Source organism: Streptomyces sp. NPDC051561, from assembly GCF_044454195.1.
Taxonomy (GTDB): Bacteria; Actinomycetota; Actinomycetes; order Streptomycetales; family Streptomycetaceae; genus Streptomyces.
Genome location: NZ_JBITDM010000001.1, coordinates 454,422 through 468,799, shown reverse-complemented (window position 1 = coordinate 468,799; position 14,378 = coordinate 454,422). Strand labels below are relative to the sequence as shown.

Genomic DNA, 14,378 nt, shown 5'->3' with positions numbered 1-14,378 from the left:
GAGGTCGGAGGGTATGCGGGTTGCTTGTGCGGAGAGCACGGGCTGGTTAGGTTAGCCTTACCTTGTCGTACGGGGGAGCGGGTGTCGAAGTCATGCGCGCCATGCCGTCGTGACCACAGCCACCGACGAACCAGACCCCGAAGGGCGACGCATGAGCAGCCGCGAGGACCACCGGCACCGCCACCTCGACCGGATCGCCGAGGTCAGGGCCGGAGTGGGTGCGGTGGATGTGGCCTACCCGATCCGGATCCGCGAGACCGAGGTCCTGCGGACCGCCATGGTCGGCGCGGGGCTGGTGCGGGTGACCCTGGGCGGCGCGGGCACCGAGGGCTTCGAGTCCCACGCGCCGGACGAGCACGTGAAGTTGTTCTTCCCCGAGGACGGTGAGCTGCGGCCGCCCGAGCCCAAGGGGCTGATGTTGCAGTGGGCCGGGACGGTGGGCCTCACCCGGCAGTACACCGTGCGCCGGTACGACCCGGTCGCCGGCGAGATCGACATCGACATCGCCCTGCACGAGGGCGGACTCGCCTCCGAGTGGGCAACCGCCGTGTCGGCGGGGGAGGTCATGCACGTCGCGGGACCGCCCGGCGGGCGGATCGTCCCGGCGTACGACCGCTATCTCCTCGCCGCCGACCTCACCGCGCTGCCCGCCGTCGCGCGCTGGCTGGAGGAACTCCCGAGGGCCGCGAAGGGCTGGGCGTTCGTCGAAGTCGCCGACGCGGGCGAGGAGATCGACCTGGACGCCCCCGAGGGCTTCGAGGTGCACTGGCTGCACCGCGGCGGCAGCCCGGCGGGCACCGGCGACGCACTGGCGAAGGCGGCGACCGCGGTGCGGGTGCCTACTTCGGCGCCCTGATCGCCATGACCGTCCTCTCCGGTACGTCGGTGCAGCTGGCAGGCGGCTCGGTGCTCGGCGGCCTGCTCGTCGCGGCGGTCATTTATCTCCTCTCGTACGACCGGGGCTTCTCCGGCATGCGTCTGGTGGTGATCGGCATCGCACTCAACGCCACGGTCACCGCGGTCAACTCCTGGATGATCCTGCGCGCCGAACTCGAAGTCGCGATCGCCGCCGTCGGCTGGAACGCGGGCTCCCTCAACGGGGTCGGCTGGGACGACCTCGGTATCCCCTTCACCCTCATCGCCGTCCTGCTGATCCTGATGGCCACCCGCGCACACGCCATGCACCAGGCCTCGCTCGGTGACGCGGTCGCCGTGGCCACCGGGGTCGGGCTCGACCGGCTGCGACTGCTGATGGTGCTGGTCGGCGTCGAGTGCACGGCCACCGTGACCGCGGTGGCGGGGCCGATCGCGTTCATCGCGCTGGCCGCCCCGCAGATCGGCCGCCGACTGGCCGGCGCGGCCGGAGTGCCGCTGCTCCCGGCGGCACTCACCGGTTCGGTGCTGCTGCTGGGCGCCGACCTGCTCGCCCAGCTGTTGCTGGCACCCGTCGCGCTGCCCGTCGGCGTGGTGAGCACCGCGATCGGCGGTTGCTACTTGATCTGGCTGCTGACCAAGGAAGTGAGGCGAGCATCATGAGTGAGACCACCGCAGGGACGCCCACGGGCGCCACCCCGGCCACACCTGCTGACTCTGCCGCCACCGCCCGCCTGACCGCCCGCGACCTCACCCTGCGCTACGGCGACCGGATCGTCTCCCTCCGGCTGACGCTCGACGTCCCGGACGGTGCGTTCACCGCCATCGTCGGCCCCAACGCCTGCGGAAAATCAACCCTGTTGCGTGCGCTGGTACGGCTGCTGCGCCCCGAATCGGGGCAGGTGGAGTTCGACGGCCGCGGGGTCGGCGACTACCCGGCCAAGGCGCTCGCCAGGCAACTCGGCTTCCTGCCGCAGGACCCCCTCGCCCCGGACGACATCAAGGTCCGCCAACTGGTCGGCCGGGGACGCTTCCCGCACCAGTCGCTGCTGGCCCTGTGGTCCCCCGAGGACGGCAGGGCGGTCGACGAGGCGATGGCCGCGGCCGGTGTCGCCGACCTCGGCGACCGCCCGGTACAGGAACTCTCCGGTGGTCAGCGCCAGCGTGTCTGGATGGCGATGGTGCTCGCCCAGCAGACCCCGTACCTCCTGCTCGACGAACCCACCTCCTTCCTCGACATCACCCACCAGTACCAACTCCTGGGCCTGCTCGCGCAGTTGCGCGACCAGGGCCGCACGGTGATCGCCGTCCTGCACGACATCAACCAGGCGTGCCGGTTCGCCGACCACCTGGTGGCGATGAAGAGCGGCCGGGTGATCGCCGAGGGCGTTCCCTCGGAGGTGGTGGACGCCGCGCTGATCAAGGAGGTGTTCGACCTGCCGAGCATCATCGTGCCGGACCCGGTGACGAACACCCCGATGATCGTCCCCACCCTGCAAGGCGCTCAGAGCCTGTGCCTTGGAGACCGACGTACCGAACCCCTGGAGCACCGGTGAGCGAGAAAGCCGACCCGACGGACACACCGACCGGCGCCCCGCCCGACGCACCCGCGGCCGGCCGCGTCGACGCCAAGCTGCTGCGGATCGCCTTCATCCTGGTCCTCGGCACCTTCATGGCCACCATCGACGCCACCATCGTCAGCGTCGGAATCGACACGCTGGCTGGAGAGTTCGGGGCCTCGGTCGCCGAGATCCAGTGGATATCCACCGCCTATCTGCTGGCGGTGGTGGCCGCCGTCCCCGCGTCCGGCTGGCTGGCCGGAAGGTTCGGCGGCCGGCGTACCTGGCTGGTCGCCATCGGGATCTTCCTCCTCGGCTCGGTGCTCTGCGCCCTCGCCTGGTCCGCGAACAGCCTGATCGTCTTCCGCGTCGTCCAGGGCCTCGGAGGCGGACTGCTGCCCGCCACCGGCCAGGCACTGCTCGCCCGGGCCGCCGGTCCCGGACGTACTGGAAGGGTGATCGCCATCGTCGGCGTCGTACCCCTGCTGTCACCCGTCCTCGGGCCCCTGGCCGGCGGCTCCATCCTCGCGGTGGCCCCCTGGCCCTGGCTGTTCCTGGTCAATCTGCCGATCGGCGCGGCGGCGATCCTGCTCGCCAGGCGTTACGTCCCGGTGGTCCCGCCCGCGCCCCGGCGCACCGCCTTCGACCTGCGCGGCGCTGCCCTCCTCTCACCCGGTCTGGCCGTACTGGTCTACGGCCTGACCGAGGTCGCCCACGGCCGCACCCTCCCCGCCGTCCTCGGCATCACCGCGGGCACCGCCATGCTGATCGCCTTCACCGTCCACGGCCTGCGTACCCGCGCCACCCCGCTGGTCGACCCCCGGCTCTTCACCCGGCCGCCCTTCGGCGCCGCCGCCCTCGCTCTCGTCGTCCTAGGAGCCTCGGTCTTCGGCACGATGTTCCTGCTCCCCCTCTACTTCCAGACCGGCCCCGGCCTCACCGCCTGGGAAGCCGGACTGCTGCTCGCCCCGCAGGGGCTGGGCGCGGCGGCCGGATCCGTCCTCGTCAACCGCACCATCGACCAGGTCGCCCCCCGCACCCTGGTCGTCACCGGCATCGCCCTGATCCTCCTCGGTACGGTCCCCTTCACCCAACTCGGCCACCAGCCACCGGACGTGCTCCTCATCGCCGCACTCGCCACCCGCGGCATCGGGATGGCCATGGTCGGCGCCCCCGTGATGAACATCGTCTACACCCGCATCGAACCCGCCCAGCTTCCCCGCGCCGCCGGAGCTCTCAACCTCCTCAACGTGGTCGGCGGATCACTCGGCACCGCCGCCCTCGCCGTCATCCTCCAGAGCCGCCTGACCGCGCGCGGCACCGACGTCTCCCAGGCCTTCGCCGACACCTTCTGGTGGGTCCTCGGCTTCTGCCTGCTCGCCGCCGCGGGCGCCACCAGGCTGCCGCGCACCCACGCCGGGAAGCCCTGACGTAGTGCCGGGTACGTCCCGCGTCGCTAGGGGGACTTCCCGAAAGCGCTGGAGTCCAGCCGGGCGAGCAGGTCGGCGACGTCCTCGTAGATCTCGCTCGCCCCGGCCTCCTCCAGGTCGGCGCGCGGGATGCCGCCCGAGAGCAGGCCGACGGCCCGTACCCCCGCGCGGGTCGCCGCCTTCATGTCCCACACCGTGTCGCCGACGAAGACCGCCTGACCGGCGTCCACCCCGGCGAGTTCCAGCGCGTGCTCCACGGGCTCCGGTGCGGGCTTTCCCTCCGATACGTCATCGGCGCTCGCGGTGTCGCGGATGACGTCGTCGGCGTCGATGGCACGGCGCAGCGCCTTCAGCTCGGGGCCACCGGCCGAGGTGGCCAGGACGATGCTCCAGCCCCGCCCGTCCAGCTCGCGCAGCAGGTCGGCGGCGGAGTCGAAGGCGGGCAGCCGATCGAAGTACTGGCCGTAGAGCGCCTTGTGCGCGGCACTGAGGCCGTCGTCCTCGTCGGTGTCGTGATCGTCGCCGAGCAGATGCGCGATCAGGTCCTGCGAACCGAGCCCGATCGCCCGGTGCACCGCCCGCATCGGCACCTGGTGCCCGGCCTGCCTGAGCGCCTCCCACCACGACACCACATGGAGATGGTTGGTGTCGGCGAGGGTGCCGTCCACGTCGAAGAGTGCCGCCCGTGCCATGTCGTCGTCCCACTTCCTGCCGTCCGCCGTTCACGATGGCCACCGCTCACTGTCTCCACAGTGCTGCCTCGCGCACGCTGCCGCACATCGGCCCGTGGTGCCTCGGGTCCCCCGAGTACGCACGGACATGCCCGCCCGCAGGACGCCCCGTTGAGTCCCTTCAGTCCCTTCAGTCCCTCTGGGCCGAGGCCCGAGTCGATTCCGGGGCCGAGTCCCTTGAGTCCCTTCGAGCGGATCGTCGAGCTCCTCGACCGAAAGAAGGCCGCATACCTCCCGGATCTTCCGGACTCAAGGGTGCATACGCGCACCCTTGAGGGCCTTGTCGACCGCGTTGCGCGGTCCGTACACCGCGATGCCGACCAGGTCGAGACCGTCCCTGCCGACGGCCCGTACCGCATCCCGGTTGTCGCGGTCGTTGCCGGTGGTGAACAGGTCCGAGGTGAAGACGGCCGTGGTCAGTACCCGGGAGAGCGCGCGGCTGTGGGTGGCGGTCAGGTTCTCCTTGGTGCCCTCCATCACCATCACGGGCTGGCGGAACATCGGCAGGTACGCGGTGCCGTCGGCGTCCGCGTACGGCTCGCCGACCACCTCGGGGACGGCCGAGCCCAGGCCGCTGACCAGGAAAGCGGTCACGTTCAGCCGCTGCCAGGTCTCCAGGTCCTCGCGCAGCAGTACGGCGATCTTGGTGTCGAAGCGGACGGGGGCGGGGGAGGGGTTCTCGTCGTTTCTCATGCTGCGAGACTCCCTCGCCGACAGTTTCCCCGTCTTGTACGTTCCTTGCGTGAGTCCCGCAGCATCACGGACCGGGTGGACGGCCGAGCCCCGGCCGCCCCGGCCCCGGCAGGAAGTCTCCGCCTGGCGCCCCTCGGTCCCCGGCGTGGTCGAGGTCTTCCACGCCCGCTTCACCGAGCACACGTACCCCATGCACGTCCACGACGCCTGGACCCTCCTCATCGTCGACGACGGTGCGGTCCGCTACGACCTGGACCGTTTCGAGCGCGGCACCCCCGGCGACACCGTGAGCCTGCTGCCCCCGCACGTCCCCCACAACGGCTCGCCCGCCACCGACCAGGGCTTCCGCAAGCGCGTCCTCTACCTCGACACCACCCAGCTCGACGAGACCCTCATCGGCGCGGCCGTCGACGCCCCCGACCTGGCCGACCCCCTCCTGCGCACCCGGGTCGGCCAGCTGCACACCGCCCTCACCCACCCCGGCGACGAGTTCGAGGCCGAATCCCGTCTCGCCCTCATCGCCGAACGCCTCCGCACCCACTTCCACCCCCGCACCCGCCCTCCCGGCCCCGCCCCGCCCGGCCCCGACCGCCGGGTCGCCCGCCACCTCCGCGAACTCCTCGACGCCCGTCTCCCCGAGGGCCTCACCCTGGACGAGGCCGCCCGCCTGATCCACGCCCACCCCACCCACCTGGTACGCGCCTTCAGCGCCGCCTACGGCATCGCCCCCCACCAGTACCTGATGTCCCGCCGCATCGACCGCGCCCGCAGCCTCCTCCTCGACGGCCGGCCCCCGGGCGAGGTGGCCACCACCCTCGGCTTCTACGACCAGCCCCACCTGACCCGCCACTTCAAGAAGGTGGTCGGAACGACACCGGGGCGGTACGCCAGGGGCAGTTGACCGTCCGCCCCCCGGGGCGAACGGGTTACGGTGCCCCCATGCGTCCCACCACCGCCTGGCAGGCCATGGTCCAGAGCCCGTTGAGCTTCCTGACCTCCAGCTGGCCCTGGAGGTCCCTGGGTTATCTGGCCGGGGGCGTGGTGGCCGGCGCGGTGGTGACGGCGCTGCTCGCCGTCGGCCTGGCGGCCGGACTCGTCTTCGCGGTGGCAGTGGTCGGCGTCGCGATCCTGGCCGGCGTCGTGCTGGGCTCCACCGAGGTCGCCGCACTGGAACGCGCCCGGCTGCGCCTCGTCGACCTCGACCCGGTACCCGACCCGCACCGCCGCCCCGAGACCCCCGGGGCCAAAGCCTGGATCACCAGCCGCCTCAAGGAGCAAGTCACCTGGCGCGAGCTGACGTTCACCCTCATCTCCGCCGCCGCCCTGTGGTGGCTGGACCTCCTCGTCCTGCTCTTCTCCTTCGGCCTGCCCGCCGTCCTCATCGCCTCCATAGACGGCGAGACCTGGCTCTGGACGGTCTTCTCCGCGTGCGTCCTGCTCGCCTCCCCCTACACGGTCACCTCCTGGGCCGGCGCCCGCGCCGCCCTGACCCGCACCTTCCTCGCCCCCCGCGACCAGGAACTCGGCGAGGAACTCCGCGAGGTCCGCGCCTCCCAGGCCCGCCTCCTCGACTCCTTCGACGCCGAGCGCGTACGCATCGAACGCGACCTCCACGACGGTGCCCAACAGCGCCTGGTCTCCCTCGGAATGACCCTCGGCATGCTCCGTCTGGACACCCCGCCCGACTCCCCCCAGTCCGGCCTCCTCGCCGAAGCCGAAGCCCAACTCGCCATCGCTCAACAGGAGTTGAGAGCCCTCATCCGCGGTCTCAACCCGCCCGTCCTCGCCGACCACGGCCTGGTCGCCGCCATCGAGGACTACGCGGGCCGCTTCCCCGTCCCCGTCACGGTCGACCTGGTCCTCCCCGCCAGGCTCGCGCGCAAGCTGGAGACGACCATGTACTACCTCATCAACGAAGCCATGACGAACATCGCCAAACACAGTGGCGCCACCAGCGCCACCGTCCACGGCCGTTACCATTCCGACCTGTTGATCCTGGAGATCACGGACGACGGCCACGGCGGCGTCGACGCGGAGGCGGGCACCGGAGTGACCGGGCTCGCCGACCGGGTCACCGCACTCGACGGCCGGATGCGGGTGTCCAGCCCCGTCGGTGGTCCCACCCTGCTCCATGTGGAGGTGCCGTGCCGCTTCGCCTGATCGTGGCCGAAGACGCCGTACTGCTGCGCGAAGGCCTCATCGGCCTGTTGCAGCGGGTCGGCCACCAGGTCATCGCGTCGGTCGGTGACGCCGACGCGCTGATCGAGGCGGTGCGCGCCGACCCGCCGGACCTCATCGTCACCGACGTACGGATGCCGCCGACCCTCAGCGACGACGGCCTCAGGGCGGCCGTGCAGCTCCGCGAGGAAATCCCCGGCCTGCCGGTCCTCGTGCTCAGCCAGTACGTCGAACGTTCCTACGCGCTGGGCCTGTTGGACTCCGGCGGCGGCGCCGGCGTCGGGTACCTCCTCAAGGAACGCGTCGGCGCGGTCACCGACTTCATGGCCGCCATCGAACGCATCGCCACGGGCGGAACCGTCGTCGACCCGGAGGTCATCCAGCAGCTCGTACGCCTCCGCAAGGACCCCCTGGAACACCTCAGCCCGCGCGAACGCGAAGTCCTCGGTCTGATCGCCCAGGGCCGCACCAACGGCGCCATCGCCGCCCAGCTCTTCGTCAGCGAAGCCGCCGTGAACAAGCACATCGGCAACATCTTCACCAAGCTCGACCTGCCGGTGGCCACCGAGGGCCACCGGCGGGTGCTGGCGGTGCTGGCGTTCCTGCGGGCGTGAGGTGAGTGCTCGGTCGTGGCCCCGGCACCCCGGCTTCTGCGGGCCTGTGGGGGCGCCCCGGTCATCCCACCCCTCGATTGCCGACTACATGTGTTCCGACAGCACCAGGCGGCGGCTGTGGTTGCGGTAGCCCGCGCGCTCGAAGGCGGCAGCCATCGGGCCGTTCCCGAGGTCGGTGTCGGCACGGATCTGCGACGCATCGGCTTCCACCGCCAGGACCTCCGAGGCCAGCAGCCCGGTGATCTCGGCGAGGATCTCGTCCACATATCCGTGCCCCCGGTGCTGGGGCAGTACGCCGAGGTAACCGACCACCGGGCTCGCGTGGTTGCGCGAGGGGAGACCGAAGCCGACCACCTCGCCCGCCGCATTGCGGGCCACCCGCCACCAGGACCGCTCGCCGAGCATCTGGTCCCGGTAGAACGCCACATCGTTACGGGCCTGCGCCAGGGCCCCTATCTGCTCGGCCTCCACCCGGGAGCCCGCGTCGAGAGTGTCTTCCAGCACCTGGCGGAACAGCTCGACGAAGACCTCGTCATCGGGTTCGGCCGCGAAGGTCAGCTGCTTCGGGGCCGGCTCCCGGGCCCCGTCCACCGGCGCCACGTCCTCCGGCTTCCACTCGTACCTCAGCCGCTCCACGAACCCCACCAGCCCCGCAGCCCTGGCCGCCTCCTGCCGCCAGGCCAATGCCTCGACCACCTCGGGCCGCTCCCGGAAGTCCCCGGGCAGGAAGATGTGGAACTCGGGGGCCTCGGCCGCCCCCGCCTCCTTGAACGCCGCGTGCGCCGCAGTGAGCAACTCGGCTGCCAGCGCGACTCGTTCACCCTCCGGTACGCGCGCCCCGTCGACGTACACCGCATCCAGCGCACCCGGCGTGGTCTCCGTCAACGGCCCCCACCACACGGCGACCGCGAGCGGCGCACCGTCACCGTCCGCCGGGTTCTCGGCGATCCAGGTCCACTCGCGACGGTACTGACCGTCTGCGAGCTTGCTCAGATACATGTCGGCCCGCATGGTGCTGGCCGGATCCGCCACCACGAGCGGAAGGAGACGGTCGAGGTCGGCCTCGACGGTGCGACGGAAAGTCGTACGAGCGAACACTGTGCCTCCATGGCGGGAAGAGCGGGAAGAGCGGGAAGGGAGGAGAGGCAGACGCCACCAGAACGGGCCACCCCGGGCCGCCCATGATCAAGGATCAAGCGCATTTCCGCACCCCGCTGATTGAATGAGAGCCTCTTTCCGGACCTGGTCGACGACGAAGGGCTGACCGTGGGCGGAGAGACCGTGAGCGGAGAGACCGTGAGCGGAGAGACCGTGAGCGGAGAGAGGGAACACGCAGTGCGAGTGGTCATCGCCGAGGACTCGGTCATTCTCCGTGAGGGCATGGTGGAGTTGCTGACCGCCCGCGGCTGCCAGGTCGTCGCCACCGCGGGTGACGCGGACGGGTTGCTGGCGGCGGTGGCCGAACACCGCCCCGATGTCGCCGTGGTCGACATCCGGATGCCCCCGACACACACGGACGAAGGCATCAGAGCTGCCGTGCAACTACGCACGGAATACAAGGAGTTGGGGGTGCTGGTCTTCTCCCAGCACGCGGAGCCCTCGTGGGCGGCCAGGCTGCTGGCGGGCGAGGCGGCGGGCGTCGGCTATCTGCTCAAGGAGCGCGTCTCCGCCACCGCCGACTTCATCGAGGCGCTGCGCAGAGTCGCCGCCGGTGGTGTCGCCCTCGACCCGGTGATCGTCAGCCGCATGCTCAACAACGGCACCCGCCCCCTCGACCGGCTGACCGCCCGCGAACGGGAGGTGCTCGATCTGATGGCCCAGGGCCACTCCAACCGCTCCCTCGCCGGACTGCTCACCATCTCCGAACGGGCGGTGGAGAAGCACGTTGCCTCCGTGTTCGCCAAGTTCGACCTGCCGCCGACCGACGTGGACAACCGGCGGGTCAAGGCCGTGGTGGCGTACTTGCAGGCGGTCGGGACGTAGCGCCCGGTCCGAGGGGGCGGATATCCGAACCCCCAGGACGGGCGCTACCACCGTGGTCCCCGAGGGCCGTGCGGCCAACAATCGAGTCATGTCACCGAGCACCGAGATCCCCGCCCGCCCCCAGGCCGCACCAGGTCTGGGCCTCCGCGCCGAGAACCTGCACCGGTCCTACGGCCGCGGCCGCGACGCCGTGCACGCCCTGCGCGGCGTCGACGCCGCCTTCGCCCCCGGCACCTTCACCGCGGTGATGGGCCCGTCCGGGTCGGGCAAGTCGACCCTGCTCCAGTGCGTCGCCGGAATGGACCGGCAGACCTCCGGCACCGTCCACTGGGGGCCCACCGAGATCACCGCACTCTCCGAACGGCGGCTGACACAGCTGAGGCGGTCGGAGGCGGGCTTCATCTTCCAGTCGTACAACCTCATGCCCGCCATGACGGTCGAGCAGAACGTCGCCCTCCCCGCCCGCCTCGCGGGCGAGCGGATCGACCGCGCCGCCGTCACCGAGGCCCTCGCACGGGTGGGCCTCGCGGACCGGCGCAGGGAAAGGCCGGGCCGGCTCTCCGGCGGACAGCAGCAACGCGTCGCGGTGGCAAGGGCGTTGTACGCCCGCCCCCGCGTCCTCTTCGCCGACGAACCCACCGGCGCACTCGACCGGGCCACCGGCACGGACGTACTGCGGATGCTGCGCGCGGGCGTCGAGCAGGAGGGACGTACCTGTGTGATGGTCACCCACGACCCGCTCGCGGCGAGCTTCGCGGACCGGGTGCTCTTCCTCGCCGACGGTGTGGTGGTCGACGATCTGGTACGTCCGTCGGCCGCCCGGATCGCGGACAAGCTGAGCGGTGCGGCGTGTTGAGGGCGGGGACGGGCGGGGTTCGGGCGGACACGGTGCGCGCGGGAGTGGTGCGGGCCGGGATGCTGAGGCTCGCGCTGGGGACGCTGCGGGCCCGGCCCGCCTCCTTCGCGGGGCTGGGCGCGGCGCTGCTGCTGGCCGTCACCGTCATCACCCTCTTCGGCTCGCTCATCGCCACGGCGATCGGCGGCAGCGGCGGCGACCGGCTGGCGATGATCGGTGGTGCGTTCGGCGAGATCGCGATGCTGATGGCGCTGTTCGTGGTGGCCAACACGCTGTCGTTCTCGGTACGGCAGCAGGCCCGTGACATGGCGCTGCTGCGGACCAGTGGGGCGACACCCCAGCAGATCAAGCGGCTGGTCCGGTGCCAGGTGCTGCTGGTGGCCCTGCTGGTATCGCCGCCGGCCTGGCTGCTCGGGAGCTGGGGCGCGCGGTGGTTCCTGACCGGGCTGGCCGCCCGGGACATCGTCCCGGCCGGTGCGAGCGTGCCGTTCTCGCCATGGCCCCTGGTGGCGGGAACGGCGGTGACGCTGCTCGTCGGGGTCGGCGCGACGAAGATCGCCGCCCGCCGGACGGTACGGGGAAGGCCGTCCGCCGCGATGGCGCAGACGACCGAAGAAGGCCGACCGGGCCCGCTTCGCAGCCTCGCGGGCCTGCTCGTCCTCGGCGGTGCGGTGCCCCTGGTGGTGCTCGCCACCGGCCTGCCGGTCGACAAGTCGGCCCAGTTGGCCCTGCTCGGCTCGCTCGTCCTCATGCTCGCGGCCGGACTGCTGGGGCCCGCGTTGGCCCGGACGGCGGTGCTGCTGCTCGGTCTGCCGGTCAGGCTGGTGGGCGCCCGGCACAGGGGGGACGGCGGCGGCGCCCTCGCCGCCGAAAACCTGCGCGGGAACGCCCACCGGCTGTCCTCCGCACTGGTTCCGATCGCCCTGCTGGTCGGGCTGTCGCTCACCTTCGCCGCCGTCACCGGCACCCTGGAACAGGTGGCCCCGCCAGGGGCGTACGCCGAGAGCGACGTCTGGCTGCGCGGGGTCGAACTCGCCATGCTGGCCGGGTTCGGCGCGGTCGCCACCGTGAACACCCTCGCCTCGCTGACCGTGGCCAGGCGACGGGAGTACGCCCTGCTCGCCCTGACCGGCGCGACCCGCCGACAACTGATGCGGATGCTCCTGGCGGAGGCGACCCTGACCGCTCTGGCGGGAGTACTCCTCGGACTGCTGGTCGCGGCCCCCATGAGCATGGCCTTCGCGGTCGCCGCCACAGGCAGCGCACTCCCCACCGTCCCCCTCCAGTCGTACCTGCCGCTGGTGCTCGCAGCGGTCGCGCTGACCGTACTGACGATCCTCTCCACAGGCTTCCGAGCCACCTCGGAACCGGCCGTTGCCGCTGCGGCGGCGGCGTGACGGGGGAGGGGCGCGGGGACGGTGAGCGCCAGGAGCGGGCGGGCGCGGCCGGCGCGGGGCGGCCGGAGCAGGGCAGCGAGGAGCGGGCGGCCGGCGCTCGCGGTCGCCGCCGTGGGCTGCCGCCGAAGGCCGCCGCCTTCGCCGTCATCGGCCTCCCGCTGTCCCTGCTCGGCGTCGCCTACGTCCTTCTCGTCCTCTACGTCGGCGGCCTGCTCTCCCTCACGCTGATCGGGCTGCCCCTCCTCGCGGTCGGCCTGCGGGGCGCCCGCCGTCTCGGCCGGGCGCACGTCCGGCTGGCCCGGACGCTGCTCGGCGAGGACATCGACATCCCCGCGCCCCCGCCGCCCGCCACCGGCGCGATCCCCTGGATCCGCGGCAACCTGTCCGACGTCACCGCCTGGCGCAGCATGCTCTATCTGCTGCTCCGCCTGCCGGTCGACCTGCTCGCCCTCGTCACGACACTCGGGCTGCCGGTGTTCGGCGTGTGGAGCGCGGCCTGGGCAGTGGCCACCGGCCAGGTGTGGTGGCTGTCGGCCGCCGCCGTCCTGGCCGGTTCGACCGTTCTGGCGCTCGCCCCGACCGCGGCCCGCACCATGGCCGACCTGCACCGACTCCTCGCCCGCACCCTCCTCGGCCCCAGTGCCTCCCACCTACGGGTGCGCTCCCTGGAACGGGCCCGCAGCACAGCCCTCACGGAAGGCGACCGCGACCTCCGCCAGGTCGAACGCGACCTGCACGACGGCACCCAGGCCCAACTCGTCGCCCTCGCCATCACCCTGTCCCTGACCGCCGACGTACTGACCGCCGACGCACTGGACGACGACGTACCGGACACCAACGTGCCCCTCGACCGCCCCCGCGCCCTCGTCGCCCGCGCCCGCACCCAGACCGACGCCGCCCTCGCCGAACTCCGCCGCCTCATCGACGGCATCAGCCCCGCCGCTCTCGACCTCGGACTCGCCGACGCCCTCCCGCAGTTGGCGGCCCGGGCAGGCGTTCCTGTCGCCCTGAAGGTGGACGTACCGCACCGCCCGGACCCGGTGATCGAGCGCGTGGCGTACTTCTGCGTCGCCGAACTGCTCACCAACATCGTCAAGCACAGCGGAGCGGCCCGGGCCTCGGTCGACGCCCATCTCACCGGCAAGAAGCTGCGGATCGCCGTCCATGACAACGGCACCGGCGGCGCCGAACTCGGCGCGGGCAGCGGCCTGCCGGGCCTGCGGGAACGGCTGACAGCGGTCGACGGCACCCTCAACCTCCACAGCCCCCGCCAGGGCCCGACCACCGTCGTGCTCGAAATGCCCGTCCGTATCTGACCGTTGGGGTCGAGGAGGTCGAGCGGGAAACCCGCGCCTAACGCCCGGCCCCGCCTCTCGGATCTTTCCGGCCTCCCGAATCCCCTGGATCCCCCAGAGCCCCCAGAGCCCCCAGAGCCCCCAGAATCAGATCGGCCAGCGCGGCGACAGCGTCGCCGAGCGTTGTCCGCTCGCCGTTCAGCTCGGCGGCGATTCCCTCGGCCGCGCCCAGCACGCCGACGCACCGCAGCCGGAGCGCTCCGGCAGTGAGGGCGGAGTGCGGCACCAGCGCGCCGGCCATCAAGTCCGTGTAGCCGTCCAGCAGTTCACGCTGGACCGCCTCCACCTCCGGGTTCCCCTTGAGTGCGGCGGAGACGGCGCCCAGCTCCGGCATGTCCGCGGCGCAGGTGAAGTACGCGGAGCTCATGACGCGGGCGACCTCGCCGGCGGAGGGTGCGGAGTCCTGCAACGCCCTTGAGATGGCGGCCCGGTGGCGTTCGTCGAGCCGCCGGTAGAGCGCGAGCAGCAGGCCGGGGCGCGTGCCGAAGTGGTCGTACACGATCGGCCTGCTCACCCCGGCCGCCTCCGCGAGGGTGACCAGGGTCAGCCCGTCGGCGCCACGGGTGCGCACGATCCGGACGGCGGTGTCGAGCAGTTGCTCCCGCCTGGCCGGCTTGGACAGACGGGTCGATGTGGCCGCCATGGTTCTCCCCCTGTGTCTCTTGCTGTCGCCTTCCAAGCTATGTTACAAAACGTAGGCTACAAAATG

The 14,378-nt window shown here is 71.9% G+C and carries 13 protein-coding genes and 2 pseudogenes; 11 read left to right on the top strand and 4 right to left on the bottom strand.

The window, feature by feature from the left end; translation table 11 throughout:
• Positions 1-151: 151 nt before the first annotated feature.
• The 4 genes and pseudogenes from ACIA73_RS02015 to ACIA73_RS02000 all read left to right on the top strand — a co-directional run.
• A pseudogene (locus ACIA73_RS02015) lies at positions 152-841 on the top strand (siderophore-interacting protein); the annotation flags it as partial.
• Positions 832-1,536 (top strand): annotated as a pseudogene (locus tag ACIA73_RS02010) (FecCD family ABC transporter permease); the annotation flags it as partial. The pseudogenes ACIA73_RS02015 and ACIA73_RS02010, both read left to right, overlap by 10 nt.
• Complete coding sequence (locus tag ACIA73_RS02005) at positions 1,533-2,429, top strand: ABC transporter ATP-binding protein (protein ID WP_399436284.1); 897 nt, start codon at positions 1,533-1,535, stop codon at positions 2,427-2,429. The pseudogene ACIA73_RS02010 and the gene ACIA73_RS02005, both read left to right, overlap by 4 nt.
• Positions 2,426-3,862 (top strand): MDR family MFS transporter, encoded by a 1,437-nt coding sequence (locus ACIA73_RS02000; RefSeq protein WP_399436283.1) that lies wholly within the window; start codon positions 2,426-2,428, stop codon positions 3,860-3,862. The genes ACIA73_RS02005 and ACIA73_RS02000 overlap by 4 nt, the downstream gene beginning before the upstream one ends.
• A gap of 26 nt (positions 3,863-3,888) precedes the next feature.
• On the opposite strand, the gene ACIA73_RS01995 is transcribed toward ACIA73_RS02000, so the two are convergent.
• Complete coding sequence (locus ACIA73_RS01995) at positions 3,889-4,554, bottom strand: HAD family hydrolase (RefSeq protein ID WP_399436282.1); 666 nt, start codon at positions 4,552-4,554, stop codon at positions 3,889-3,891.
• Positions 4,555-4,842: 288 nt separating this feature from the next.
• Positions 4,843-5,286, bottom strand: coding sequence for a DUF2000 family protein (locus ACIA73_RS01990; RefSeq protein WP_399436281.1), 444 nt, complete (start codon positions 5,284-5,286; stop codon positions 4,843-4,845).
• Between ACIA73_RS01990 and ACIA73_RS01985 the strand changes: the two genes are divergently transcribed.
• From ACIA73_RS01985 to ACIA73_RS01975, 3 genes are read left to right on the top strand one after another with little or no spacing between them, the layout of a single operon-like run.
• On the top strand, positions 5,285-6,187 hold the full coding sequence (locus tag ACIA73_RS01985; protein WP_399436280.1) for a helix-turn-helix domain-containing protein: 903 nt from the start codon (positions 5,285-5,287) through the stop codon (positions 6,185-6,187). The two genes, ACIA73_RS01990 and ACIA73_RS01985, sit on opposite strands and share 2 nt — an antisense overlap.
• Before the next feature lie 38 nt (positions 6,188-6,225).
• Complete coding sequence (locus ACIA73_RS01980; RefSeq protein WP_399436279.1) at positions 6,226-7,446, top strand: sensor histidine kinase; 1,221 nt, start codon at positions 6,226-6,228, stop codon at positions 7,444-7,446.
• Complete coding sequence (locus ACIA73_RS01975; RefSeq protein ID WP_399436278.1) at positions 7,431-8,078, top strand: LuxR C-terminal-related transcriptional regulator; 648 nt, start codon at positions 7,431-7,433, stop codon at positions 8,076-8,078. The genes ACIA73_RS01980 and ACIA73_RS01975 overlap by 16 nt, the downstream gene beginning before the upstream one ends.
• Positions 8,079-8,162: 84 nt before the next feature.
• On the opposite strand, the gene ACIA73_RS01970 is transcribed toward ACIA73_RS01975, so the two are convergent.
• Entirely contained in the window at positions 8,163-9,176 is a 1,014-nt protein-coding gene (locus tag ACIA73_RS01970) for a GNAT family N-acetyltransferase (RefSeq protein ID WP_399436276.1), read from the bottom strand.
• A 198-nt stretch (positions 9,177-9,374) separates the two neighbouring features.
• On the opposite strand from ACIA73_RS01970, the gene ACIA73_RS01965 reads away from it, so the two are divergent.
• The 4 genes from ACIA73_RS01965 (at position 9,375) to ACIA73_RS01950 (ending at position 13,630) form a co-directional block, all read left to right on the top strand.
• On the top strand, positions 9,375-10,061 hold the full coding sequence (locus ACIA73_RS01965) for a response regulator (RefSeq protein ID WP_399436275.1): 687 nt from the start codon (positions 9,375-9,377) through the stop codon (positions 10,059-10,061).
• Positions 10,062-10,149: 88 nt separating this feature from the next.
• Entirely contained in the window at positions 10,150-10,917 is a 768-nt protein-coding gene (locus ACIA73_RS01960) for an ABC transporter ATP-binding protein (protein WP_399436274.1), read from the top strand.
• 59 nt (positions 10,918-10,976) lie between these two features.
• Positions 10,977-12,314 (top strand): FtsX-like permease family protein, encoded by a 1,338-nt coding sequence (locus ACIA73_RS01955; protein WP_399436273.1) that lies wholly within the window; start codon positions 10,977-10,979, stop codon positions 12,312-12,314.
• On the top strand, positions 12,311-13,630 hold the full coding sequence (locus ACIA73_RS01950; protein ID WP_399436272.1) for a sensor domain-containing protein: 1,320 nt from the start codon (positions 12,311-12,313) through the stop codon (positions 13,628-13,630). Before ACIA73_RS01955 ends, ACIA73_RS01950 begins: the two co-directional genes overlap by 4 nt.
• Before the next feature lie 37 nt (positions 13,631-13,667).
• Here the strand turns inward: ACIA73_RS01950 and ACIA73_RS01945 are convergent, their stop codons facing one another.
• On the bottom strand, positions 13,668-14,312 hold the full coding sequence (locus ACIA73_RS01945; protein ID WP_399436271.1) for a TetR/AcrR family transcriptional regulator: 645 nt from the start codon (positions 14,310-14,312) through the stop codon (positions 13,668-13,670).
• Between the last annotated feature and the right edge of the window lie 66 nt (positions 14,313-14,378).

Bases quoted from the DNA above. Each gene is read 5' to 3' on its own strand.
- ACIA73_RS02005 (WP_399436284.1), top strand. From the start codon at position 1,533: ATGAGTGAGACCACCGCAGGGACGCCCACGGGCGCCACCCCGGCCACA.
- ACIA73_RS01995 (WP_399436282.1), bottom strand. From the start codon at position 4,554: ATGGCACGGGCGGCACTCTTCGACGTGGACGGCACCCTCGCCGACACC.
- ACIA73_RS01985 (WP_399436280.1), top strand. From the start codon at position 5,285: ATGCTGCGAGACTCCCTCGCCGACAGTTTCCCCGTCTTGTACGTTCCT.
- ACIA73_RS01990 (WP_399436281.1), bottom strand. From the start codon at position 5,286: ATGAGAAACGACGAGAACCCCTCCCCCGCCCCCGTCCGCTTCGACACC.
- ACIA73_RS01980 (WP_399436279.1), top strand. From the start codon at position 6,226: ATGCGTCCCACCACCGCCTGGCAGGCCATGGTCCAGAGCCCGTTGAGC.
- ACIA73_RS01960 (WP_399436274.1), top strand. From the start codon at position 10,150: ATGTCACCGAGCACCGAGATCCCCGCCCGCCCCCAGGCCGCACCAGGT.
- ACIA73_RS01955 (WP_399436273.1), top strand. From the start codon at position 10,977: ATGCTGAGGCTCGCGCTGGGGACGCTGCGGGCCCGGCCCGCCTCCTTC.
- ACIA73_RS01945 (WP_399436271.1), bottom strand. From the start codon at position 14,312: ATGGCGGCCACATCGACCCGTCTGTCCAAGCCGGCCAGGCGGGAGCAA.